The following is a 23,116-nucleotide window of genomic DNA, read 5'->3' as shown; positions in this document are numbered from 1 at the left end:
AGCCGGGAGTTCTCCGGAAGCCCTCGCGCGGCGAAGGTGAATCAGACATATCCCCTTCAATGTCGAGGAGGACTCCCCATGAGACTGCGTACCCTGCTGCGCGCCGCTCTGATCCCGCTGGTCGCGGGCGCGGCGGCGCTGTCCGTGTCATCGCCGGTGGCGGCGCAGGAACCGGGACAGGTCGGACCGGCCATCGTCGGTGGCGGACAGGCGTCCGGCGACTTCCCGTGGATCGCTTCGCTCCAGGTCAACGGCCGCCATGGCTGCGGCGGATCCCTGATCGCTTCGCAGTGGGTGCTGACCGCGGCGCACTGCATCCCCCAGCAGCAAAGCATGCAGGTACGCATCGGCTCGAAGACCTGGCAGTACGGCGGGACCCTGGCCTCGGCGTCGCGCATGATCAAGCACCCCCGCTACAGCGGACAGGCCGGCCCGAACGACATCGCGCTGATCCGGCTCTCCCAGCCCGTGCAGAACACCCCGGTCCAGATCGCGAGCACCTCGCCCGCCCAGGGGACGAATGTCACGCTGTACGGCTGGGGCCAGACCTGCCCGCAGCGTGGCTGTGAGCAGCAGCCTCCGGCGAACCTGAAGCAGCTCAACACCCGCATCGATCCGGACAGCCGCTGCCAGACCATTCAGGGTTCCACGGAGCTGTGCGTGTACAGCACGACGTACCAGACCGCCTGCTATGGCGACTCCGGCGGACCGCTGATCGTCCAGGGCACGCTGGCCGGTGCGACCAGCCGTGCGGGCCACCAGAGTTCGACGTGCGGCACCGGCGACACCATCTACACCGACGTCACCGCGCACCGGCAGTGGATCTCTTCGGTAGCCGGGGTGTGATCCTCCCGGTGCGGTGACCGGTGAACCGCACCGGGAAGGGGAGCCGGGTGGGTGCGTCGCAGGGACGCCCACCCGGTTCCCGTCCGGTCAGCGCTGGATGCAGTCGAGCCCCAGCCCGAATCCGGTCATCACGTACTGACAGATGTGGGTCGCGTGCGTCTCGTCGGTCTCTAGGCAGCCCACCGGGACACCCAAGAGGTCGACGGCGCACGACGCGTAGAACTTGTTCGGGCTGCCCGGAACCGGGTCCGCCGAGGCCGGTGCCGCGGCGACGGCACCTGCGGAGACCAAGAGCGTGAAGGTGGCCGTCAAAGCGGCGAGACGAGACTTCATCGTGCTCTCCCTTACTTCCGCCCCCTGCTCGATGTCTTGGGTATTCCCCGTCACGCCCCGGTTCAGCTGGTGATCACCGGAAAGTGTCACGACGACGTACAGCGATGACGTCGTCCGACGGGCGCCGCGGCCCCGGTGTCCGTCCTAGCTTGAGTTCATGCCCGCTCTTGGGAAGTTCGCCCTCACCTCCGCCCTGCTCACCGCCGTCCTGGCCACCGCCGCTTGCAGCGCTCCCCCGCCCGCGCCGGCGGCGGCCGCTCCCCCGGCCGCCGTCGCCGCCGGCGACTGGTCGCCCGCTCCCGTGGTGCCGCTGCCCTCGCAGCCACCACCCTCGCTGGTCGTGGACGCGCCGTTGCCCGAACAGCTCGCGATGGGCCTGGTCGTGCTGCGGTACCGGGCGGAGAACCTGCGGATCGTGCCGGTGTACGGCCCGGCCGCCCTCGACGTCTCGCCCCGGATCGGCCACATCCACGTGACCGTCGACGACGCGGCGTGGCACTGGGCGGACGGCAGCGGAGAACCGCTCATCATCCAGTCACTGCCCGCGGGTTCGCACAAGGTGTGGATCGGCCTGGCCGACCCCACGCACAAGATCCTCGACGAGAAGACGGTCAACTTCGTCGTCCCCGTCCAAAGTGGACACCACTGAGATGACGGCCTTCACCTTCACCCTGACCCCGCGCCGGGCGGACACCGACTTCAACGGCCACGTCACCGCGATCGCGTATCACGACTGGGCGGACCAGGCCCGGGTCGCGTATCTGCGGCGGGCCGGTGTCACCTTCACACAGGGCGAATTCGGTCCGGTTCTGCTCGAAGCCCGGATCAACTATCTGAACGAGGTCCGGTTCGGCGACGAGATCACGGTCTCCGTCGAACCCGACTTCGGCGCCGGGAAGACCTGGCGCGTCCACCAGCGTTTCCTGCGCTCCGACGGCGTCCTGGCCGCGCGGGTCGAGTCGACCTGGGGCCTGCTCGACCACAAGACCCGGCGGCTGACCGAAGACCCGCACCGGACCCTCACCGCGCTGGCGACCGAGCCCGGTCGCCTCTGAATGCGGAACCGGTGACCGTCGCCGTTTCGCAGCGACACACCTTCGGCAGCCCCTCGACGACGGTGGGGCGATGACGCGAAAGCCACGTTCGCAACCTTCAAGGTTGCGAACGAAGCTTTCGCAACGTCGTTCTACCTGCCGACTCGCGTAAGCCGAGCGGTATAGGTCGTTATACATACGCCGCCCCCAGGAACTCCCCACCACCGCCGCGAAATCGTCCCAAGTGCCGGATTCGCTGCCCAAGGCGTGCAACAGGACCACGGGGACGCCTGTCCGGGGGCCGGTCTCTCGAAAGGCGAGCGTCACCCTGACAGGTTATGCCCGCAGGTGCGCCCGGTCCGGCGCGACGGCGTGCTGGAGCGGCTCCCCGAGTACGAACCGCCGCAGCTCCGCCGCCACGAGCTCGCCCATCCGCGCGCGCTCGGCGCCCAGCGCGCCGGCCAGATGCGGAGTGAGCACCACGTTCGGCAGTGTGTAGAGCGGCGAGTCCGGTTCCGGCGGCTCCGGCCAGGTGACGTCCAGGATCGCCGTGAGGTCCGGGCGCCCGGACAGCACGGGGATCACCGACGGCTCGTCGACCACGGCGCCGCGGGCGGTGTTGATCAGGGTCGCGCCGATGCCCATCTTGGCCACCAACTCCCCGTTCACCAGTCCCTTGGTCTCCGGGAGCAGCGGCGCGTGCAGGCTGACCACGGGGCACGTGGCGAACAGTTCGTCGAGACCCACCAGCCGCACGCCGAGCTCGGCGGCCCGCGCGGCGTCGACGACGGGGTCGCTCGCCAGCGCTTCCACGTCGAAAGCGCGCAAATGCGACGCGACGAGAGCGCCGATCTCGCCGAGGCCGAGCAGGCCGACCCGGGACCGGTACGCCCCGGCGACCCTCGGATCCGGCGGATACGCCTTCCGCTCCCGGATCTCGCGGGAGATCCGGTGCACCTGCTTGAGTCCCAAGAGGACCTGGGCCAGGGTGAACTCGGCGACCGGGACGGCGTTCGCGGCCGCGGCGGACACGATCGGCAGCTCGCGCGCCCAGAACTCGGGCGTGGTCAGCGGCCGGACCGAGCCGGCGGCGACGAGCACGGCGCGCAGGTCCGCGGCGTGTCCCAAGAGGACGGAGTCCAGCACCGGGGCACCCCAGCCGGACAGCAGGATCTCGACACCTTCCAGGGCCGCCGGGTCCTCCGCCAGCCGCTCTCGCGTGAGCGGCTCACGCAGGTCCACCAGCGTTCCGATCTCCTTCAGCACCGCCTCGGGGTAAACGTCGTCGCGGCGGCGTTCCTCCATCACGAGAAGCGCTGTCGGGCGGTGTTGCAGCTCGGTCATCCCTACCTCCGCGGCGACCATACATCGGATGCTTAACCCGGTCCACGGTCGGTGCGTCCCACGCACAGGCAAACCCGGCCGATTGAAATTCGTAATCATCGGACCATTGACCGGACGCCGTGAAAGCGCTTACCGTCCCCTCCGGAGTAGACAGCGTGGTCCACAGTGAACAGGAGAAGCGATGCGGAAATCGCGGTGGATCGGCGTGGGACTCACGGTCTCAGCGCTGGTCCTTTCGGGCTGCTCGGCAGGTCCCGCCGGAACGAACGTCGCGCAGGACACCAAGGCGCCCTTGGAACTGTGGACCCGGACGACGCCCGGTGGCGCCGGCGAACAGGCCACCAAACGGCTCGCGGAAGCCTTCGAGAAGGCCACGGGATTCAAGGTGCAGGTCACCGCGATCTTCGACGACTTCGAGACGAAGCTGGCGCAGCGCGCCGCCCAGCGCGATCTGCCGGACATCGTGATGAACGACGTCACGCAGGTCGGCACGCTGAAGAGCCAGGGGCTCGTGCGTGAGATCGACCAGGGCAAGATCAAGCACGCCTCGGAGCTCACCGAGCAGGCGCTGAAGTCGAACCAGATGCCGGACGGCAAGCTGTACGGCCTGCCTTACAGCGCACAGGCTTCGGCGCTGCTGATCCGCAAGGACTGGCGCGAGAAGCTCGGAAAGAGCGTCCCGCAGAACTGGGCCGAACTGGCCGACCTCGCCAAGGCCTTCACCACCGGTGACCCCGACGGCAACGGGAAGAACGACACCGCGGGGCTGACCGCGACACTGTCGACCAAGCGGGGCTACGCCTCCTGGTACTTCTCCAACTTCCTGTGGGCCGCGGGCGGCGACTTCATCACCGAAACCGGTGGCGGCAAGTACAAGCCGTCGATGAGCACGCCCGAATCCGTGGCCGCCGTGCAGTGGTTCCGCGACCTCGGTTGCAAGGACAACGTGATCCAGCCCGGCTCGGTCACCATGCCGACCCCGGCGACCAACGAGACCTTCGAGGCAGGCAAGGCCGGGATGTACGTCGTCGGCCCGTATCTGTTGCCGCGCTTCGACAAGTCGCTCGGCAAGGACAAGTACGAAGTCGTCCCGATGCCGCAGGGCGCCAAGAACTCCGACGTCCTGGCCGAAGGCCTGTCGATCTACATGATGGCCGGTTCGCCGAACCAGGCCGGGCAGGACGCCTTCGGTGACTTCGCGATCTCGGCCGATGGCCAGAAGATCGGCATGGAAGGCGATTCGGCCTTCATCGTGCAGCTGCCGGTGAACAAGAACGTCGACATCGCCCAGGTCCGCCCGGACCCGCGCTGGAAGACCTACGCCGAGATCTACGCCAAGTCCGGCCACTACGCGCCGTCCATCCCGAACTGGACGCCGGTCCGCCAGGACACCGCCGACACCGTCAGCGCGCTCGTCGCCGACTGCAAGCTCGACGTCAAGGCGGAACTGTCCAAACTCGACACGAAGCTCACCGCGACCTTGCAGCAACAGGGGATCAGCGCGTCATGACCGTAGATCACGCCAAGCCGGCGGCCGTCGGCGCGGACCGTCCCGCCGTCAAGCGGACGCCCGCGCCGAAGGCCCGCAGGCGCAGCGACCGCGACGGGAAGTGGTGGACGCCGTGGCTGTTCCTGGCCCCGGCCCTGATCCTGTTCGTGTACTTCAAGTTCATCCCGATGATCACCGCGGTGACGATGTCCTTCCAGGACGTCCAGCCGTACCTGGGCAACCAGTGGGTCGGCGGGGAGAACTACAGCACCGTCCTCGGTGACGAGGCGTTCCACTCCGCGATCTGGCACACCGTCGTGATCGCGATCGGGCAGACCGTGGGGTCGATGGTCATCGGTCTCGCGCTCGCCCTGCTGATGGAGGGTCAGAGCAAGCGGCTGAAGTTCCTGCGGTCGGCGGCGTTCCTGCCGGTGGTCGTGCCGATCGCGGTGGTCGCCGAACTCTGGCGGATCATGTACCACCCGACCGAGGACGGGATGCTGAACTCCATCCTCGGCCTGGTCGGGCTGGGCCCGTCGGGCTTCATCAACGATCCCGACTCCTCGATGGTCTCGGTCATCATCACCGGTATCTGGCGCGGCGCGCCGTACGACATGATGATCTTCCTCGCGGGCCTGGCCGGCATCGACCGCGGGCTCTACGAGGCGGCCACTGTGGACGGTGCCTCGCGCTGGCGCAAGATCCTCCACGTGACGCTGCCCGGTCTGCGGTCGGTGTTCTCGATCCTGTTCGTCCTCGCGGCGATCCGCGGCCTGCGGGTGTTCACCGAGGTGTTCCTGCTGACCAACGGCGGGCCGAACGGCTCGACCGAGGTGGCGATGACCCTGATCTACAAACTCGGCCTGGAACAGAACCGGCTGGGCGTCGGCGCGGCGGGCGCGGTCCTGCTGTTCCTCGCGACGCTCGTGCTGACCCTGTTCGTCCAGGTGCTCCGACGGAGGCGAGACGCATGACCGCGGCCAACGATTCGGCGCTCGGCCTCGACGCCGTCAAGTCGCCGGGCGGACGGATCCTGAAGTTCGTCCTGTACGCCCTGCTGCTCCTGGTGTTCGCCGGTCCGCTGCTGGCGCTGCTGGTCAGCTCGTTCAGCGACGTGTCCGACCCGACGGCGCTCAGCGTCATCCCGTCGAGCCCCACCCTGGACAACTTCGGCATCGCGTTCGACAAGGGTGTCGGGCTGTACCTGCTCAACTCGTTCCTGGTGGTCGGCTTCGGCCTGCTGCTGCAGGTCGTCATCTCGGTGCTGGCCGGGTACGCGTTGGCGCGCAAGAAGTTCCGGTTCATGACCTTCGTGCTGGTCGCGATCCTGGCGACGCTGATGCTGCCCGAGGAGATCCTCGCGATCCCGCTCTCGCTGATCCTGTCGGACCTGCCCCTGGTGCACTTCAACCTGATCGGCAGCCTCGCCGGGATGATCGTGCCGCTGGGCGCGTGGGCCTTCTCGATCCTGGTGATGACCGAGTTCATGAAGGACGTCCCCCGCGAGCTCGAAGAGGCGGCGCGGATCGACGGCGCCGGGGACCTGCGGATCTTCGCGCAGATCATCCTGCCGATGTGCAAGCCCGCCCTCGGCGTGATCGGTGTCTTCGGCTTCACGATGATCTGGGACCAGTACCTGCTGCCGCTGCTGGTTTCGACCGACGCCTCGACCTACACCCTGCCGCTGGCCCTGCGGACCCTGCGCATCGACTCGGACGTGACGCCCGGCGTGATCATGGCCGCGTCGCTGCTGGCGCTGCTCCCCTCGGTCGCCGCGTTCCTGTTCTTCCAGCGTTCGTTCGTCCGCGGCCTCGCCTCGGGCGCGCTCAAGGGCTGACCCACCACCTCAAGGAGCGATCCTGCAGTGAGTTCCACCGCCTGGTTCACCCACGACCGGTTCGGGATGTTCGTCCACTGGGGACTGTATTCCCTGGCCGCCCGGCATGAATGGGTGCAGAACCGCGAAAAGCTGACCGACGAGCAGTACCGGGTCTACTTCGACCACTTCGAGCCGGACAAGTACGACCCGCGTTCCTGGGCGCGGGCCGCGAAGGACGCGGGCATGACCTACGTCGTGCTCACCACCAAGCACCACGACGGTTTCTGCCTGTGGGACAGCGATCTCACCGACTTCAAGGTGACGAACACGCCGTACGGCAAGGATCTGCTCGGTCCGTTCGTCGACGCGTGCCGCGAAGAAGGCTTGAAAGTCGGCTTCTACCACTCGCTGATCGACTGGCATCACCCGGCTTTCCCGGTCGACGGCACCCATCCCCGCCGTGACGACCAGGAGTACATCGCGGCACACCAGTACGCCGACATCGCCGAGTACCGGCTGTACCTGCACGGTCAGGTCCGCGAACTGCTCACCCGCTTCGGCACGATCGACTACCTGTTCTTCGACTTCTCCTACAAGGGCCGCAAGGAATGGTGGGGCGGCAAGGGACCGGACGACTGGGACTCCCCCGGCCTGCTCGCGCTGGTCCGCGAACTCCAGCCCGGCATCCTGGTCAACGACCGCACCGGCATCCCCGGCGACTTCATCACCCCGGAGCAGTACCAGCCGTCCGGTCCGATGACCCGTGACGGCGTCCCGGTGGTGTGGGAGGCGTGCCAGACCCTCAACGGCAGCTGGGGGTACGACCGCGACAACCTCGACTACAAGAGCCCCGAACTGCTCATCCGGATGCTGGTCGACGGCGTGTCGAAGGACGGGAACCTGCTGCTCAACGTCGGGCCGAACGGCCGGGGCGAGATCGATCCGCGGGCACACGAGGTGCTCGCCGAACTCGGCCGCTGGATGGACCGGCACGAACGCTCCGTCCGCGGCTGCGGTCCCGCCGAATTCACCGCGCCCGCCGACGGCCGCTACACCCAGCGCGGGGACCGGCTCTACCTGCATCTCTTCAGCTGGCCGATGAACCACGTCCACCTGCCGGGGCTGGCCGGGCGGGTGCGCTACGCCCAGTTGCTCGACGACGCCTCGGAAATCCAGCAGGTCCGCACGGATCCCGGGCAGACCGCGCAGAACACCCAGATGGGCGGGCAGCCGGAAGGCACGCTCACCCTCAAGCTCCCGATCCGGAAACCGGACACCCCGGTCCCGGTGATCGAGCTGTTCCTCACCAGCCCCGCCGCCGCGGAAACCCTCCCCACCGATTGAGCACGGAGGCATCATGGATCGCAGAAGGTTCCTCACCGGCGCCACCCTCGGCGCCGCGCTGGTCACCGTCCCCTGGGTCACCGCCGGAACGGCGTCGGCCAAGCCGAACGGTCTGTGCGCTCTGAACGTCAGCTCGCTGACCGAACTGCAGAACGCGATCAACTCGGCCGCCGCCGGCGCCGTCATCACCGTGAACAACGGCACGTACACCGTGCCCACGGGCAAGCCGATCACCATCAAGGGCAGGCGCGGCACCAAGGATCAGCCGATCACCATCGTCGCCCAGTCCACCGGCGGGGTGACCCTGAACGGTGAGCAGAGCTTCGTCTTCGACGACTCGACCGGCGTCACGATCAGCGGATTCAAGTTCCGGCAGAGCACCACGCTGGAGATCCCGCCGAACTGTTCGCGGATCCGCCTGACCCGCAACGACTTCCAGCTGGCCGACATCGAAGGCCTGCACTGGGTGATGGTCCGCGCCGACTACAGCAAGGTCGACCGCAACCACTTCCACCACAAGACGACGCTCGGCGTCATGCTCTGCATCGAGGGCGCGGACGAAGACAAGATGGCGACAGGCGTCCACGTCTTGCGCAACTACTTCTCCGACCACACCTTCCCCGGCGACAACGGCGGGGAGCCGATCCGGCTCGGTGTCAGCCCGCGCGCGCTGAGCACCGCCGGCGCCACGGTGGAGTACAACCTGTTCGAACGCGCGAACGGCGACCCGGAGGCGATCTCGGTCAAGTCGTCGGGCAACTTCATCCGCAACAACACCATCCGGAACAGCCTGGGCGGCATCGTGCTGCGCCACGGGAACAAGACCGTCGTCGAATCCAACTTCATCCTCGGCGGCAAGGAAGGCATCCGGATCTACGGCAACGACCACAAGATCCTCAACAACTACATCGCCGGACTGTCCAGCAACGCGCTGGTCGTCGGCAGCGGCTCCGTCCGGGACCACTTCCCGGGTGAATCGAAGGAATCCCGGCGCGGCAACGACGCGGCGGACCGCGTGCTCATCGCGCACAACACGCTGCTGAACAACAGCAGCACGCTCTCCGGCGAGACCAAACGGACGATCGAACCGCGCGACTGCACGATCTCGGACAACCTCTTCGTCGGCAGCAACGGCGACCTGGTCTCGATGAGCACCACGGGCAACTTCACCTGGTCCGGCAACATCCTGTGGGGTTCGGGCGGGGACGGCAACATCCCGGCGGGCACCTTCCGCCGAGTCGACCCGAAGCTCGTGCAGGGCACCGACGGGGTCTCGCGGCTCGCCGCGGGCAGCCCCGCGATCGACGCGGCGACCTTGTCGACCGCTCCGGTCACGCTGGACATCGACGGTCAGGCCCGCGGCAGCAAGCGTGACGTCGGCGCCGACGAGTACTCGACGGCCGCCATCGCCAACCGGCCGCTCACCACCGCGGACGTCGGCCCCGGCGCTCCGTAGCCGGCCGGTCGACATCCAGGCGGTCGACATCAAAGCCGGGCTCACGCCGGAGTCAGCCCACTCCGGCGTGAGCCCACCGCACCACCGAGGAGGAACCATGCCGCAGCGCGCAGCGGGTTCGGCCACCCTGGCCGACGTCGCCCGTGAGGCGGGAGTGTCGCTCGCGACGGCGTCGAGAGCGCTCAACGGCGGGACCAGACAGGTCAGCGGGACACTGCGGGAATCGGTGCTACGGGCGGCGGAACGGTTGCAGTACACGGCGAACGTGCCGGCGCAGGCGATGGCCCGCGGCCGCGGCAACGTCGTCGGGCTGCTGGTGCACGACATCGTCGACCCTTACTTCTCCTCGATCGCGTCCGGGGTCATGCGCGTGGCCGCCCGGCACGGGCTGACGGTCACCATCGCGAGCACGGAAAACCGGCCGGAGAAGGAACTCGAGTACGTCACGACGTTGCGCGGACAACGGGCGCGGGCGGTCATCCTGGCCGGGTCCCGCAACGAGGACAGTGCCCTGCAACGGAACCTGACCAAGGAACTCAAGGCGTTCGAGGCCGCCGACGGCCGGGTCGTCGTGATCGGGCAACGGAAACTGCCCTTCGACACCGTCATGCTGGAGAACGGGCCCGGGGCGGCGGCGCTGGCCGGACGGCTCACCGGGATCGGGCATCGCGACTTCCTCGTGCTCGCCGGGCCACCCGGACTGCTGACCTCGCGCGATCGCGTCCTCGGTTTCCGTGACGGACTCGCGCACCACGGCGTCACCCTCCCCGCGAATCACGTCCTGCACGCGGAGTTCACCCGCGACGGCGGCTACGCGGCGATGGTGCGGGCGCTGGAAAGCGGCTTCCGGGGCTGTGTCTTCGCGGTCAACGACGTGATGGCCGTCGGCGCGATGGCCGCCTGCCGCGACCACGGCCTCGAAGTGCCGGAGCACATCGCGATCGCGGGCTTCGACGACATCATCACCTTGCGCGACATAAGGCCTTCGCTGTCGACCGTGCGCGTCCCGATCGAGACGATGGGCGAACAGGCCCTCGACTTCGTGCTCGCCGACCGCGCGAGCGACCCCCGCGTCAAACCGGTCACCGGCGAGGTCGTGCTGCGGGAAAGTACTCAACCGTTGGAGGAACGATGATCCGCCCGGGACTGTGTTCGGTGACGCTGCGGCGGCTGGACGCCGACGAGGTCGCGCGCCGAGCCGAGGACGCGGGACTGCAGGTGATCGAGTGGGGCGCCGACGTGCACGTGCGCCCCGGTGACGACTGGGCTGCCGAGCGCGCGTTCGAAGCCATGACACGGCACGGGCTGACCTGCGATTCCTACGGTTCCTACTTCCGTGCCACCCCGGTGGAATCCGGGAAGTTCGGCGAGATCGCCGCCACCGCCGTGCGGCTCGGTGCCTCGCGGATCCGCGTGTGGGCGGGTAAAGCGGGCTCCGAGGACGTCGATCCCGACGAGCGTGAACAGGTCGTCACCGGTCTCCGCGAGGCCGCCGACGTCGCGAACGAACACGGGCTGGAGGTCGCGCTGGAATTCCACGGCGGGACCCTGACCGACACCGCCGAATCGACCGTCCGGCTGCTCGACGAGGTCGGCCGCGACAACCTCGGCACCTACTGGCAGCCACCGCAGGACCTGCCGGACGAGCAGGCGCTGGCGGGGCTGGAACTGGTCCTCGACCGGGTGCGCGCGGTGCACGTGTTCTCGTGGTGGCCCAGCAACGAACGGCATCCGCTGAACGCGAGGACGGAGCTGTGGACGGCGGCGTTCGGGCTGCTCGCGAAGGCCGGGCGGCCGCTCGACGCGCTGCTGGAGTTCGTCCCGGACAACGATCCGGAGCTGATCCCCGGCGAGGCCGACTCCCTGCGCAAGCTGATCGAGGCGGGCGCGTGAAGTTCAGCGAGGCCGACAAGCTGGTGTTCGCCGGCGACTCGATCACCGACTCCAGCCGCGACCGCACCGATCCGGCGTCACTCGGCAAGGGCTACGTTCGCCAGATCGCGGAGCTGCTGGTCGACGGGCCGGAGGTGCTCAACCGGGGTGTCAACGGCAACCGGATCTACGACCTGGAAGCCCGCTGGACCACCGACGTCCTCGCGGCCCGCCCGACGGTGCTGACCGTGAAGATCGGCATCAACGACACCTGGCGGACCTTCGACCGCGGCCTCCCGAGCCCGATCGGGAAGTTCCGCGCGACCTATGCCCGGCTGCTGGCCTCCGCTCGGCAGCACCTTCCCGCCGAGTTGTACGTGATCACCCCGTTCCTGCTGCCGGTCGAGCCGGAACAGCACGCGTGGGCCGACGATCTGGCGCCCCGGATCGAAGCCGCGATCGACGTGGCGACCGAGTACGGTGCGCGGCTGATCCGCGCGGATCTGTTCATGCCGCGTGCGGCGGCCGAACACGGGGCGGCGACGCTGGCCCCGGACGGTGTCCACCCGAGCCCGCTCGGTCACCGGCTGCTCGCCGAGGCGTGGCTCGCGGCGGCCGGTGCGCCGGTCGAGGAGGTCCCGCTCCCCTAACGGCTAGAGTTGCCCCGGTGAACCGGAATGCCGGCGGATCCGTGTGCACTCCAGGAGATCAGGGGGCGGCGTGACACGTGAAGGCGATCTCGTCGCCGGACGGTACCGGCTCGAACGCAAGGTCGGCCGGGGCGCGATGGGCGTGGTGTGGCGGGCACGGGACGAACGCCTCGACCGGACGGTCGCGGTCAAGCAACTGTTGCCCGACACCATGCCGGACGACGCCCCGTTCCGGTCGATCGTGCGCGCGATGCGGGAGGCCCGGGTCGCCGCGCGGCTCAAACATCCGCACGCCGTCACCGTCTACGACGTCGCCGAACAGGACGGGGCCCCGTTCCTGGTCATGGAGTTCCTGCCGTCGCGGCCGCTGACGGAACTCCTCGCGGACGACGGCCCGCTCCCCGCCGGACGGGTGGCGGAACTCGGCGCGCAGATCGCGTCCGCGCTGGCGGCGGCCCACGAGGACGGCATCCTGCACCGGGACGTCACGCCCAACAACGTCCTGATCACCGGCGACGGCAAGGCCAAGATCGCCGATTTCGGCCTGTCCCACGCCACGGGCGAAGGGACCATGACCGGCGACGGCCTCGTCGTCGGCACCCCGGCGTACCTCTCCCCCGAGGTCGCGGACGGCGAGGAACCCGGCTATCCGTCGGACGTGTTCTCCCTCGGCTCGACGCTCTACACGGTGCTGGAGGGCGCCCCGCCGTTCGGCACCGACGGCAACCAGATCGCGCTCCTCAAACGGGTCGCCCGCGGCGAGATCACCGCGCCGCGCACGACCGGCCCCCTCACGGACGTCCTGCTGCGGCTGCTCCGGCGTGATCCCGGCGAGCGGCCGGACATGGCCGAGGCCGAACGGATGCTCAGCGCCGTCGCCGACGGCCGTCCGGCGATCCTGTCCGGTACGAAACGGCTTCCCGCGCCCACCCGCCGCTCGCGGCTGCCGTTCGCCATCGCGGGCGGAGTGGTGGTCGCGGGTGGTGTCCTGGCGGGGTTCCTCGTGTTCGACGGCGACTCGTCCGAGGCCCCGGTGGCGGCGCCGGCAGCTCCCACCGCGAGCGCTCCCGCCGCGAGCCCGGCATGCGAAGCGCGTTATGAGGTGGCCAGTCGCTGGCCCGGCGGTTCGGAGATCCGCGTCTCCGTACGGAACGCGAAGGACACCCGCCTCACCGGCTGGGAGGTCAGCTGGACCCTGCCGCCCGGAACCAAGATCGCGAACCTGTGGAACGGTTCCCTGGTACAGGACGGCGACCGCGTTCGAGTGTCCGAAGTGGACTGGAACGCGGTACTGCCGGCGGGTGGGACGACCACGTTCGGTTTCATCGCGACCACCGGCGACGAGGGCGGGGACGCGCCGGTCGCGGAATGCCGGACTTCTTGAGCACGCGTTTCGTCCTCTGCATGCGGTACTTGCGTGCGCAAGTACCGCATGCAGAGGACGAAACGCGTACTAGCGAGCGGTCGATTCGCGCGCGTTCAGCCGCACCGGCACTTCGATCCGGCGCTGCTCGCCACTCGGGGCGATGCCCTCGACGAGGTCCATCAACGCCGTGGCGGCCCGGCCGCCCACCTCGCGTGGATGCACGAACATGCCGGTCACCTGCGGTGAGGTGAGCCTGAGCGAACCGCTGTCGACCGCGCTGCAGATCCCGAGCGCGCCGGGCACCGCGAGCTTCCGCCGACGCGCCTCGTGCAGAACGCCGAGGGCGAGGTTCTCCGACGTCGTGAAGACGGCGTCCGGGCACACCGGCCGGTCGAGCAGCCTGCCCAGCGCCTCGGCCGTGCCTTCGCCGGTCGGTGGTTCGTCGATCTCGACCACCACCGGCTCCAGTCCCCGGTCTTCCGCCCAGCCGGTGTATCCCGCGACCAGATCCGCCGCGTAGGAACGACTTGTGTCGGTGGTGATCATCGCCGGCCGCGCGTAACCGTTGTCCGCCAAGTGATCCAGCATCAGCCGGGCGGCCGCGACCAGGTCGTTGTCGACGACGACCGGCACCGGGCACGGCGCCGCCATCGGGCGTCCGACGGTCACCAGCGGCCGGTCACGGCACCATCCCGTCGCGAAGAACGGTTCGTCACCACGGGGATCGACGAGGATCGCGCCGTCGACGGCGAAGGCGTTCAACCTGTCGAGGTCCGCGTCCGCCGGGGCCAGCAGCAGCGCGTACGACCGTTTCGACGCGGCCTCGGCGGCCCCGTTGAGGACTTCGAGGAAGTAGTCCGAGTTCGGCACGAGGGCACAGGCGCTGCTCGCGTCGACCGAGTTCGCGAGCTGGATCGCCAGGGTGCGGCTGCGCCGCGTGACCAGCTGCTGCGCGTGCACGCTGGCCTGGTAGCCGAGTTCGGCCGCCGCCCGCGCGACGCGCTGCCGCGTCTCTTCCGAGATCCGTCCCTGCCCGCTGAGCACGTGGGAGACGGTGGTGATCGAGACTCCCGCGGCGGCGGCGACGTCACGGATGGTCGGCGACAATCAGACCTCCACGGGCGGTCCCCAAACGCGGTTCGGCCGGTCGGTGTCCAGCCGATAGTCGGTGACGTGGGCGTCGCCCAGCCTACGTCCGAGGTCGGCCGCCGCCTCCAGTGGCCGGGCCGGATCGCGTTCCACCTCGCCGCGGCTGTTGCCGACGCCGACGACGATCCCGGCGAGGTCCTGGCGCAGGTACCGGGTGAGTTCCTGGAACTGGGCTTCGAGGCCGAGCGTCGCGCCGCGGTAGCTCTCCTCACAGGAGATCAGCACCGCGGCACGTTTGTGCATCAGCCCCGGCACGACCTCGGCGGTGTGCGGCGAACTGGCGGAGGTGTAGCAGAAGAACCGGTCGAGGAAGGACTTGAGCCGTCCGGTCATGCCGTACCAGTGCAGCGGTGTCGCGTAGACGATCGCGTCCGCCGGGAGCACGTGGTCGAACAGCAGCCGCTCGTAGTCGTCCGTGATCCCGCAGGACCCGTCGCTCAGGCGGCACTCACGGCAGTCGTCCAGCGGCGACCGGACGAAATCGGAGAGGCGGACGAAGTCGACCGTATGCCCCGCTTCCTCAGCTCCCTTGCCCAGCGCCTGGGCTAGTGCCCAGGAATTGCCCTCACGACGCGGGCTCGAATCCAGCACCAAGATCTTCACGTGGTTCTCCCCGGAGAGACTGCAAAAACGCTTTTGCAGTCTCTCCGGGGAGGTTTCACCTGTCAAGCCGCCCGATTCGGACGGCTCGGGGTCAGCCGACCTTGACGGCGGCCGCGAGGATGACCTCCGCGACGACGTCCGGCCGCGAGACCGACACCGCGTGCGAGGCGTCGATCCTCGTGACCTCCGAACCGGCACGCTCGGTCATGAACGCCTGCGCGGCGGCGGGGATCGCGTGGTCCTGTTCGGCGATCAGCGCCCAGGACGGCACGGTCTTCCACGCCGGCTCGCCGTCGAACGGGGTGGCGAGCGCGCGTTCGGTGACCGGGCGCTGGGTGACCGCCATGACGTCGGCGGTCTCCGCGGGAACGTCGGCGGCGAACACGTCCGAGAAGTTCTCGGGCTTGATCGACAGCTCGCCCTGGGTGGCGAGGACGTTCGTGGTGTCCGGGCCGAGCTTGCTTCCCTCGAACCGGCCGGACAGTTCGAACACGCTCTCCCCCGCTTCCGGCTGGAAGGCGGCGATGTAGACGAGCGCCTTGACGTTCGGCGCGGTGGTGGCCGCGCGGCTGATCACCACGCCGCCGTAGGAGTGCCCGGCCAGCACCACGGGGCCGTCCACTCCGTTGACGACGTCGGCGACGTAGTCCGCGTCGGACTCGATCCCGCGCAGCGGGTTCGACGCGGCCAGCACCCGGTAGCCCTGCTCACGCAGCTTCGGGACGACGCCGTTCCAGCTGGACGAGTCGGCGAAAGCACCGTGGACCAGGACGATGGTGGGCTTCTGGTTGCTCATGGTGGCTCCTTCGGAGTCAGAGAGAACGATCGGTCTTTCTGCCTGAACAATGCTCGTCCGGGAGCTCTTCCGCAACGTGACGAAGGCGACCTGGTGGAATGACCGTTCTTTCTCTAGAGTTGAAAGATGCCGACTGCCGACCGGGACGTACACCCGAAGGTCCGGCTGCTCGAGACAGCGTCACGACTGTTCTACGCCGAGGGCATCCATGCCGTCGGCGTGGAGCGCCTGGTCTCCGAAGCGGCCGTGACCAGGGCGACCTTCTACCGCCACTACCCCACCAAGGACGACCTAGTCGCCGCGTACCTGAGCACGACGAGCGAGCGGATCCGCGCGGGCGTCGCCGCCGTGACCAGCGGGAAGCCCGCGCGCGACGCACTGCTCGCCGCGCTGGGCATCATCGGCGACCGGACGCTCGACGACGACTTCCGCGGTTGCCAGTTCCTCAACGCCGCCGCCGAATACCCCGATCCCGCGCACCAGGTCCGCCGGGTCATCGACGACCACCGGGACTGGTTCTTCGGCGTCCTTCGCGACCTATCGCGCGACGCGGGTCATGACGATCCCGAGCACGCCGCGCGCACCCTCGTCCTGCTTCGCGACGGCGCGCTGCACGGCGGGAACCTCGACGACGCGGAAACCGTGCGCACGACCCTGCGCCGCGCCGTCACCGACGTCGTGAACTGAGCTGCAGCGCGGCCGCGTTGCGGATCCGCCTGGTCCGGCCGTGCTCGGCGAGCACCGCCAGGGCTTCCGGCGCGGTGACACTCTCGGAAACCTTGCGCTGCAGCCAATCCGTGGCCGCGAGCAGCTCTTCGGCCCGCCACGGCGCGCCAAGGGAGATCGCCCGGAACAACGTCCACTCCCCGAGTCGTAGCGCGAGGAACGGGCGGCCTTCGACGAGGCCCGCGACCTTCTCCGCCCAGGCCGGATACGACGGCAGCAGGTGCAGAGCGGCCGCCCGGTCGTCGAGATGACCGGCGACTGCGGCCTCCGCCATCACCTTGTCCGGATCGCCGAGCACTTCGCCGATCAACGCGCCTTCCTCGACATCGGTCGCCCGCGCCAGCGCCTGGCGATGGCCGGCGTAGCGCGCGTGCTCCGGCGGTTCCTCGTCCACAGGGGACATTCTGCCCATGTCTTGTCCGGTGCCGTCGTCACGGGCAGGACATCGCGCCTTCTCGACGGTCGTAACAAGTGCTACCTTCGCGGAGGGGGCCCGGCCGGACCGAGGAGCGGCGACGATGAGGCTTTCTCCCAGCGCGCACGTCGACCCGTTCTGCCGTGACCGGCTGCCGCCCGCCGATCAGTGGCCGGAGCTCGTGTTCGATCTGCCGGAGCTGCGGTATCCCGACCGGCTGAACGCCGCGACCGCGCTGCTCGACGAGAGCATCGAGCGGTCGGGCCCGGACCGGCCGTGCCTGGTGTCCCGTGCCGAAACGTGGACGTACGGCGAAGTCCTGGCTCGCGCCAACCGTGTCGCCCACGTCCTGGTCACCGATTTCGGCGTGGTCCCCGGCGCCCGGGTGCTGCTGCGGGGCACCAACACGCCGTGGCTCGCGGTGGTGTGGCTGGCCGTGCTCAAGGCGGGCGCGGTGGCCGTCACGACCATGCCGATGTTGCGGCGCGCCGAACTCGACAAGATCGCCGGCCGCGCGGAGCCCGCGCTCGCGGTCTGCGACGAGCGCCTGCTGGACGAACTCCCGCCTGATCTGCCCGTCGTGTCCTACGGAACGGAGCTCGCCGCCCGTGCGGAACGGCACCCGGCGACGTTCGCCGACGTCCCGACGGCGGCCGACGACGTCGCCCTGCTCGCCTTCACCTCCGGTACCACGGGATCCCCGAAGGCGACGATGCACTTCCACCGCGACCTGCTCGCGATCGCCGACACGTTCTCCCGGCACGTCGTGCGGCCGACGCCCGACGACCTCTTCTGCGGAACACCGCCGCTGGCCTTCACCTTCGGCCTCGGCGGACTGCTGGTCTTCCCCTTGCGCGCGGGGGCGGCGACGCTTCTGATCGAACGTGCGACCCCTGCGGAACTCGCCGCCATCGTCGCAGGCAAGGGCGTCACGGTCCTCTTCACCGCCCCGACCGCGTACCGGGCGATCCTGAACGCCGGCGACGGCGGGCTCCTGGCCGGAGTGCGCCGGGCGGTCTCGGCGGGCGAATCCCTCCCCGCTCCCGTGGCCGAGCGGTACCGGGAGGTCGTCGGGCGTCCGCTCATCGACGGACTCGGCAGCACCGAAATGCTGCACGTGTTCCTTTCCGCGGCCGACGGCGACGCGCGTCCGGGCGCGACTGGGAAGGCCGTGCCCGGCTACCGGGCCGCCGTCCTCGACGTCGACGGCTCGCCCGTCCCCGACGGAACGCCTGGTTTCCTTGCCGTGAAAGGGCCGACGGGCTGCCGGTACCTCGAAGACCCGCGCCAGCGGGACTACGTCCGGGACGGCTGGAACCTCACCGGCGACACCTACGTCCGTGACGCGGACGGCTACTTCCGGTTCGTCGCGCGCAGCGACGACATGATCATCTCGTCGGGCTACAACATCGCCGCCCCCGAGGTCGAGGAAGTCCTGCTCACGCATCCGGACGTCGAGGAATGCGCGGTGATCGGCACGCCGGACCCGGACCGCGGTTCGGTCGTGACGGCGTTCGTCGTGCCCCGGCCCGGCGCCGAACCGGGAGCGGACCTGGCGCGAGCACTGCAGAACCACGCGAAAGAGACTGCGGCGCCGTACAAGTACCCGCGTCGCGTCCGGTTCATCGAAGCGTTGCCGCGCAACGCGAGCGGGAAGCTGCAGCGCTACCTCTTGCGAGAGTCGTAAGGCGCCTCACCCGCACTGCATGACGCATCGAGCCGCCTCGAACCGGCCGGCCGCCAGGTCGTCGTCGCGGATCATCCAATACAGCATCCCGACGTCTCCCCAGGTCATCTCGGCGTCCTGGTCACTGTCGATCTGGGCCAGCAGCAGCCAATGGCCCGCTTCCTCCGGGACCCTCGGATGGTTCCAGGCGCCCAGCACGTCTGCCGCGACGTCGTTCTCCACGGCGCCCTGGATCGGTAAAGCGAAGCCGCCGACCTGATGCTGCGGAAGATGTCCGTAGGCATCCCACACAAGCTCCCCGAACACGCCCGAACCCGAATCGTGTGCCTCTTCCGCGGCCTCCGAGAGTGAAACACCGGCCGAGGTCTCGGTCGTGTCCATGAGTGTGTGCTCCCCTTCCGGCGCGGTGGCCACGACCTCCGCGAAGAGCGTGCGGCCGGGATACGGGACCCGATCCGCCGGGGGCTTTCGTTCGGCGACCGCGACGTCCGCCGGCACGAAGAGCACCTGCCCGGTGAAGGCCACGTTGGACAGGTCCTGCCAGTCTTCCCCGGAGTGCCGGAGCGGATCGAGGACGAAGAACAGCAAGGTCCCGCGTTCGGGCAGGGCGATGGTCAGGAACTCGCGCGGCAGCGCCGCGCAGTCTATCGCCGCGACGAAGTCCAGCGGCCATCCTTCGCACTCGGGCCACTCGGTTCCGGACGGGAGCGACGGATTCCCGCCAAGCCTCGCGACGGAGGCGCCACCGCCGCCGGAGTCCAGCCGGATTCCGGGACGGAACAGGTCGGTCCACCGCGTCGCCAGATCCGCGGGCAGCCGCTCGTGCGCGAGGGCGCCGAGCCGGGTTCTCCAGGTTTCCACTCCCGCATCCTGGCAGCCGGGTCCGACAGTTTTCGGCCGGCCGCGATCAGGCCACCGCCCGTTCGCTCGTCACGCCTCCTCGCCACGGCGGCCGAGCGCGTGGAACAGCGCCGTGGCGAGCACGACGCCTTCTCGCGCGATCGGGGCGGTGAGGTGTTCGTCGGGCGCGTGCTGGAGGCAGCCGGGATAGGAATGCGGCAGCCACAGCGTCGGCAGACCGAGGATGTCGGTGAACACGTGGTTCGGCAGGCCGCCGCCGAAGCTCGGCAGGATCGCCACCGGACGATCGGCGACCTCGTCGAGGACGCCCTTCGCCCAGCCCACCCACGGGTCGTCGACCGGGGTCCGACTGGCGACGAAGCTGCTTTCGGCGGTGACGTCGACCATCGAGAACCCTTGGGCGGCAAGGTGTTTCGTGATCGCCTCGCCCACACCGCCGACGTCGGTCCCCGCGACGTAGCGCAGTTGCAGCATCGCGCGAGCCCGGCCGGGAATGGCGTTGACCGGCCGGTCGATGTCGGCCGCGCCGAGTGAGAGGACTTCGAGGGTGTTCCAGCCGTACAGCCGCTCGGCCGCGGTCAGCCCGGTGTCGCCCCAGCCCTCGTCCAGCGCCGGATCTCCTGGTGTGTTCCCGATTTCGAGGTCGGCGAGCGCCGCGCGGACACTGCCCGGAAGCGCGGGCGGCAGGAGCTCCGGCACCTGGACGCGGCCGTGTCCGTCGACGAGAGAGGCGATCGCCCCGGCGAGGGTGGTGGCGGGATTGCGCAGGACCCCGCCCCAGTTACCGGAGTGGTAGGCGTCGGGCCGGAGATCGACGTCTAGGGCGATCCGGACGCTGCCCCGGGCGCCGAGGAACAGCGTCGGCGTCGCCGCGTCCAGGCGCGGGCCGTCGGAGGCGATGAGGACGTCGGCGCCCAGTTCCTCCTGGTGCGCCGCGACGAACTCGTCGAGCCCGGGTGAGCCGATCTCCTCCCCGGTCTCGAACAGGAACTTGAGGTTGAACCCGAGCGTGCCCGCCTCGGCGAGAAGCAGTCTGAGCGCGGTCAGGGTGATCAGATGCTGTCCTTTGTTGTCCGCCGAGCCACGGCCGTACCAGCGTTCGCCGTCCGCGGTCAGCGTCCACGGGTCCCGGCCTTCGCTCCACCGGCCCTCGTGCCCGTCGACGACGTCGGCGTGGCCGTAGCACAGGAGTGTCGGCAGCTCCGGGGATTCGATCCGGGTCCCGATCAGGAACGGGCCACCGTCCGGGTCGGGATTGGGATACGTCGTCACCGAACAGCCGAGCGCGCTCAGCGCCGGGGTCAGGACCTCGTCCAGGTATGCCTTGATGGCGACACGGCCGCTCGGATGATCGCTCACGGTCGGATACCGGACGAGTTCGGCGAGCTCGGCGAAGAAGGCCCCCGAGTCGACGTGTTCCCGGGCTTGCGAAACCAGTTCTGCGGGGATGGCCACGGTATCTCCCGGTTCGGTCAGCGGATCAGCACTCCGGGATTGAGGATGCCAGCCGGATCGAGGGCGGTCTTGGCGGCGGTGAGCGCGGCCGCGAACGGATCGGGGCGCTGCCGGTCGTACCAGGGCCGATGGTCGCGGCCGACGGCGTGATGGTGGGTGATCGTGCCGCCGTGGCCCGCGATCGCCTCGGAGACGGCGGCCTTGATCTCGTCCCACTGCGCGACCGTGCTCCCCCAGCGCCCGGCGGCGTAGATCCCGTAGTACGGCGCGGGACCGTCGGGATAGACGTGGGTGAAGCGGCAGGTGACGACGCCGGCGCCGCCGCACACCTCGTCGATCGCGGCGCGTGCCGCCGACGTGATCGCGTCGTGGAACTCGTCGAAGGCGTCCCAGGTGCAGGCGGTCTCGAAGGTCTCCACGATCAGCGACCGGCGGGCAAGGGCGTCGCGCTGGTACGGCATCCGCAGGAACGACGAACGCCAGGTCGAGGCGCTGTCCCGGTCCGGGGAATCCTTGCCGCGCCTGGCTTTCACGACCCCGCCGTGGCCCGCGGTCAGTTCGAGTGCGCGTTCCAGCCACGTGTCGACCGGATGGTCGGCGGACTCGAACCCGACCAGCAGCAATCCCCCGCCCACGCTCGCGCCCGCGTTGATGAAGGCCTCGGCCGGGTCGAGGAGGCGGCAGTTCGACGGGTGGAGCCCGGACTGCGCGATCGCACGGGTGGCGGCGACCGCGTCTTCCTGACGCTCGAAGGCGATCGACGCGGTGACCTGCCAGACCGGCCTGTCCTGCAGCCGCATCCAGGCTTCGGTGATCACGCCGAGCGTGCCTTCGGAGCCGAGGAACATCCGGTCCGGCGAAGGACCGGCGCCCGATCCCGGAAGGCGCCGCGATTCGCTGATCCCGGCCGGGGTGACGACGCGCAGCGACTCGGTGAGATCGTCGATATGCGTGGCGAGCGTGGCGAAATGCCCGCCCGCGCGGGTGGCGAGCCAGCCGCCGAGCGTGGAGTGGGCGAACGACTGCGGGAAGTGCCGCAGGGTCAGTCCCAGCGGGCGAAGGCGGTCTTCCAGCGCCGGCCCGAAGATCCCGGCCTGGATCCGGGCCGCGCGGCTGACCGTGTCCACTTCGAGCACGGTGTCGAGGCAGGCCAGATCCATCGACACCGCCGGACCATCGAATCGCGGTTCGATCCCGCCGACCACGGAACTGCCGCCACCGTAAGGAATCAGCGCGGTGCCGGAGGCCGCGCACCAGTCGAGGAGGTCGACGACGTCCTGTTCGGTGTGCGGGCGGGCGACCAGATCCGGGACGTGGTCGATCCGGCCGAGCAGATTGCGGACGACGTCGCGGAAGGCCTTGCCCCGGGCGTGGGACAACCGGTCGACGGGTTCGTCGCCGCACAACGCGGCGAGCGTCGAGGGAGGGCGGATCCGCGGCGCCGGGAGGTCGAGCTCCGAAGGTTCCGGCGGGGCGTGGTCGGTGAAGTCGTGCCCGGGCAACACACCCGACGTGCGGGCGACCAGCGCGTCGGACTCTTCCCTGGACAGTTCGCCGTCGGTGGTGCCCCAGCCCCACCAGGACCGCTCCTCGGTCGGCATCGTCGCCTCCCTTCGATCTGACTCTTCAGTAAGTTACTTATCGGTCAGATCCCGTGTCAACGTGGGCACCCACCACGTTCGACCCCACGCCCCGCTTGCGGTACCACAACGACCGCGCGTGAAGGCCCCCTTCCCTCGACTGAGCCGCGGGAAGGGGGCCTTCACGCGCTTAAGTAGGTGAGCGTGGCGGCGGAGCCTCGGTCGGGGTGGGTCCGCGCCGCACTCGCCTCCCCCTGACACACCGGACAGCTCCGCCGTCCAGGACCGATT

General features: G+C 69.4%; 23 protein-coding genes. 14 read left to right on the top strand and 9 right to left on the bottom strand.

Features of this window, described 5'->3' with window-relative positions:
* Window positions 1–78: 78 nt before the first annotated feature.
* A complete protein-coding gene (locus tag IE302_RS01575) occupies window positions 79–846 on the top strand; it encodes a S1 family peptidase (protein ID WP_191250982.1) in 768 nt (255 codons plus the stop codon).
* 87 nt (window positions 847–933) lie between these two features.
* Here IE302_RS01575 and IE302_RS01570 read toward each other — a convergent pair whose 3' ends face one another.
* Window positions 934–1,179, bottom strand: a complete 246-nt coding sequence (locus IE302_RS01570; RefSeq protein ID WP_191250980.1) for a hypothetical protein — start codon at window positions 1,177–1,179, stop codon at window positions 934–936.
* 157 nt (window positions 1,180–1,336) lie between these two features.
* On the opposite strand from IE302_RS01570, the gene IE302_RS01565 reads away from it, so the two are divergent.
* Window positions 1,337–1,828 carry a DUF6130 family protein gene (locus tag IE302_RS01565; RefSeq protein WP_229907544.1) on the top strand — a complete coding sequence of 164 codons (492 nt, stop codon included), beginning with the start codon at window positions 1,337–1,339 and terminating at the stop codon, window positions 1,826–1,828.
* Between the two features lies 1 nt (window position 1,829).
* Entirely contained in the window at window positions 1,830–2,234 is a 405-nt protein-coding gene (locus IE302_RS01560) for an acyl-CoA thioesterase (RefSeq protein ID WP_191250978.1), read from the top strand.
* A gap of 315 nt (window positions 2,235–2,549) precedes the next feature.
* Here the strand turns inward: IE302_RS01560 and IE302_RS01555 are convergent, their stop codons facing one another.
* Window positions 2,550–3,557, bottom strand: coding sequence for a hydroxyacid dehydrogenase (locus tag IE302_RS01555; RefSeq protein ID WP_191250976.1), 1,008 nt, complete (start codon window positions 3,555–3,557; stop codon window positions 2,550–2,552).
* A gap of 181 nt (window positions 3,558–3,738) precedes the next feature.
* Here IE302_RS01555 and IE302_RS01550 point away from each other — a divergent pair, with 181 nt between their 5' ends.
* The 9 genes from IE302_RS01550 (at window position 3,739) to IE302_RS01510 (ending at window position 13,571) form a co-directional block, all read left to right on the top strand.
* Window positions 3,739–5,067, top strand: coding sequence for a sugar ABC transporter substrate-binding protein (locus IE302_RS01550; RefSeq protein ID WP_191250975.1), 1,329 nt, complete (start codon window positions 3,739–3,741; stop codon window positions 5,065–5,067).
* Entirely contained in the window at window positions 5,064–6,020 is a 957-nt protein-coding gene (locus tag IE302_RS01545; RefSeq protein ID WP_191250973.1) for a carbohydrate ABC transporter permease, read from the top strand. Before IE302_RS01550 ends, IE302_RS01545 begins: the two co-directional genes overlap by 4 nt.
* Window positions 6,017–6,883: a carbohydrate ABC transporter permease gene (locus IE302_RS01540; RefSeq protein ID WP_191250971.1), complete on the top strand. Its 867-nt coding sequence runs from the start codon at window positions 6,017–6,019 to the stop codon at window positions 6,881–6,883. The genes IE302_RS01545 and IE302_RS01540 overlap by 4 nt, the downstream gene beginning before the upstream one ends.
* A gap of 27 nt (window positions 6,884–6,910) precedes the next feature.
* On the top strand, window positions 6,911–8,209 hold the full coding sequence (locus IE302_RS01535; protein WP_191250969.1) for an alpha-L-fucosidase: 1,299 nt from the start codon (window positions 6,911–6,913) through the stop codon (window positions 8,207–8,209).
* Between the two features lie 13 nt (window positions 8,210–8,222).
* A complete protein-coding gene (locus IE302_RS01530) occupies window positions 8,223–9,665 on the top strand; it encodes a polysaccharide lyase 6 family protein (RefSeq protein WP_191250967.1) in 1,443 nt (480 codons plus the stop codon).
* Window positions 9,666–9,762: 97 nt separating this feature from the next.
* A complete protein-coding gene (locus IE302_RS01525; protein ID WP_191250965.1) occupies window positions 9,763–10,800 on the top strand; it encodes a LacI family DNA-binding transcriptional regulator in 1,038 nt (345 codons plus the stop codon).
* Entirely contained in the window at window positions 10,797–11,558 is a 762-nt protein-coding gene (locus IE302_RS01520) for a sugar phosphate isomerase/epimerase family protein (protein ID WP_191250963.1), read from the top strand. Before IE302_RS01525 ends, IE302_RS01520 begins: the two co-directional genes overlap by 4 nt.
* On the top strand, window positions 11,555–12,187 hold the full coding sequence (locus IE302_RS01515; protein WP_191250961.1) for an SGNH/GDSL hydrolase family protein: 633 nt from the start codon (window positions 11,555–11,557) through the stop codon (window positions 12,185–12,187). Before IE302_RS01520 ends, IE302_RS01515 begins: the two co-directional genes overlap by 4 nt.
* 70 nt (window positions 12,188–12,257) lie before the next feature.
* Window positions 12,258–13,571 (top strand): serine/threonine-protein kinase, encoded by a 1,314-nt coding sequence (locus IE302_RS01510; protein ID WP_191250959.1) that lies wholly within the window; start codon window positions 12,258–12,260, stop codon window positions 13,569–13,571.
* A gap of 69 nt (window positions 13,572–13,640) precedes the next feature.
* On the opposite strand, the gene IE302_RS01505 is transcribed toward IE302_RS01510, so the two are convergent.
* The 3 genes from IE302_RS01505 to IE302_RS01495 all read right to left on the bottom strand — a co-directional run bounded on the left by IE302_RS01505 (window position 13,641) and on the right by IE302_RS01495 (window position 16,101).
* On the bottom strand, window positions 13,641–14,660 hold the full coding sequence (locus tag IE302_RS01505) for a LacI family DNA-binding transcriptional regulator (protein WP_191250957.1): 1,020 nt from the start codon (window positions 14,658–14,660) through the stop codon (window positions 13,641–13,643).
* Window positions 14,661–15,305, bottom strand: a complete 645-nt coding sequence (locus IE302_RS01500) for a flavodoxin family protein (RefSeq protein WP_191250955.1) — start codon at window positions 15,303–15,305, stop codon at window positions 14,661–14,663.
* 91 nt (window positions 15,306–15,396) lie between these two features.
* Complete coding sequence (locus IE302_RS01495; RefSeq protein ID WP_191250953.1) at window positions 15,397–16,101, bottom strand: alpha/beta fold hydrolase; 705 nt, start codon at window positions 16,099–16,101, stop codon at window positions 15,397–15,399.
* A 126-nt stretch (window positions 16,102–16,227) separates the two neighbouring features.
* Between IE302_RS01495 and IE302_RS01490 the strand changes: the two genes are divergently transcribed.
* Complete coding sequence (locus tag IE302_RS01490; protein WP_191250951.1) at window positions 16,228–16,788, top strand: TetR/AcrR family transcriptional regulator; 561 nt, start codon at window positions 16,228–16,230, stop codon at window positions 16,786–16,788.
* Here the strand turns inward: IE302_RS01490 and IE302_RS01485 are convergent.
* Entirely contained in the window at window positions 16,769–17,221 is a 453-nt protein-coding gene (locus IE302_RS01485) for a hypothetical protein (protein ID WP_229907543.1), read from the bottom strand. The genes IE302_RS01490 and IE302_RS01485 overlap by 20 nt on opposite strands.
* Window positions 17,222–17,345: 124 nt before the next feature.
* On the opposite strand from IE302_RS01485, the gene IE302_RS01480 reads away from it, so the two are divergent.
* Window positions 17,346–18,929, top strand: coding sequence for an AMP-binding protein (locus IE302_RS01480; RefSeq protein ID WP_191250949.1), 1,584 nt, complete (start codon window positions 17,346–17,348; stop codon window positions 18,927–18,929).
* Between the two features lie 6 nt (window positions 18,930–18,935).
* Here the strand turns inward: IE302_RS01480 and IE302_RS01475 are convergent, their stop codons facing one another.
* The 3 genes from IE302_RS01475 to IE302_RS01465 form a co-directional block, all read right to left on the bottom strand.
* Window positions 18,936–19,790, bottom strand: coding sequence for a YwqG family protein (locus tag IE302_RS01475; RefSeq protein ID WP_191250948.1), 855 nt, complete (start codon window positions 19,788–19,790; stop codon window positions 18,936–18,938).
* A gap of 69 nt (window positions 19,791–19,859) precedes the next feature.
* Window positions 19,860–21,245: a M20 family metallopeptidase gene (locus IE302_RS01470; RefSeq protein WP_191250946.1), complete on the bottom strand. Its 1,386-nt coding sequence runs from the start codon at window positions 21,243–21,245 to the stop codon at window positions 19,860–19,862.
* A gap of 17 nt (window positions 21,246–21,262) precedes the next feature.
* On the bottom strand, window positions 21,263–22,846 hold the full coding sequence (locus IE302_RS01465; protein WP_191250944.1) for an FAD-binding oxidoreductase: 1,584 nt from the start codon (window positions 22,844–22,846) through the stop codon (window positions 21,263–21,265).
* Window positions 22,847–23,116: the final 270 nt, after the last annotated feature.

The organism is Amycolatopsis oliviviridis, assembly GCF_014654365.1.
GTDB classification, from domain to species: Bacteria; Actinomycetota; Actinomycetes; order Mycobacteriales; family Pseudonocardiaceae; genus Amycolatopsis; species Amycolatopsis oliviviridis.
This window is presented reverse-complemented; position numbering and strand designations above follow the sequence as displayed.

Excerpts from the sequence above, each read along its gene's own strand:
- IE302_RS01575 (WP_191250982.1), top strand. The coding sequence starts at position 79 with ATGAGACTGCGTACCCTGCTGCGCGCCGCTCTGATCCCGCTGGTCGCG.
- IE302_RS01570 (WP_191250980.1), bottom strand. The coding sequence starts at position 1,179 with ATGAAGTCTCGTCTCGCCGCTTTGACGGCCACCTTCACGCTCTTGGTC.
- IE302_RS01565 (WP_229907544.1), top strand. The coding sequence starts at position 1,337 with ATGCCCGCTCTTGGGAAGTTCGCCCTCACCTCCGCCCTGCTCACCGCC.
- IE302_RS01560 (WP_191250978.1), top strand. The coding sequence starts at position 1,830 with ATGACGGCCTTCACCTTCACCCTGACCCCGCGCCGGGCGGACACCGAC.
- IE302_RS01555 (WP_191250976.1), bottom strand. The coding sequence starts at position 3,557 with ATGACCGAGCTGCAACACCGCCCGACAGCGCTTCTCGTGATGGAGGAA.
- IE302_RS01550 (WP_191250975.1), top strand. The coding sequence starts at position 3,739 with ATGCGGAAATCGCGGTGGATCGGCGTGGGACTCACGGTCTCAGCGCTG.
- IE302_RS01545 (WP_191250973.1), top strand. The coding sequence starts at position 5,064 with ATGACCGTAGATCACGCCAAGCCGGCGGCCGTCGGCGCGGACCGTCCC.
- IE302_RS01540 (WP_191250971.1), top strand. The coding sequence starts at position 6,017 with ATGACCGCGGCCAACGATTCGGCGCTCGGCCTCGACGCCGTCAAGTCG.
- IE302_RS01530 (WP_191250967.1), top strand. The coding sequence starts at position 8,223 with ATGGATCGCAGAAGGTTCCTCACCGGCGCCACCCTCGGCGCCGCGCTG.
- IE302_RS01525 (WP_191250965.1), top strand. The coding sequence starts at position 9,763 with ATGCCGCAGCGCGCAGCGGGTTCGGCCACCCTGGCCGACGTCGCCCGT.
- IE302_RS01520 (WP_191250963.1), top strand. The coding sequence starts at position 10,797 with ATGATCCGCCCGGGACTGTGTTCGGTGACGCTGCGGCGGCTGGACGCC.
- IE302_RS01495 (WP_191250953.1), bottom strand. The coding sequence starts at position 16,101 with ATGAGCAACCAGAAGCCCACCATCGTCCTGGTCCACGGTGCTTTCGCC.
- IE302_RS01490 (WP_191250951.1), top strand. The coding sequence starts at position 16,228 with ATGCCGACTGCCGACCGGGACGTACACCCGAAGGTCCGGCTGCTCGAG.
- IE302_RS01480 (WP_191250949.1), top strand. The coding sequence starts at position 17,346 with ATGAGGCTTTCTCCCAGCGCGCACGTCGACCCGTTCTGCCGTGACCGG.
- IE302_RS01465 (WP_191250944.1), bottom strand. The coding sequence starts at position 22,846 with ATGCCGACCGAGGAGCGGTCCTGGTGGGGCTGGGGCACCACCGACGGC.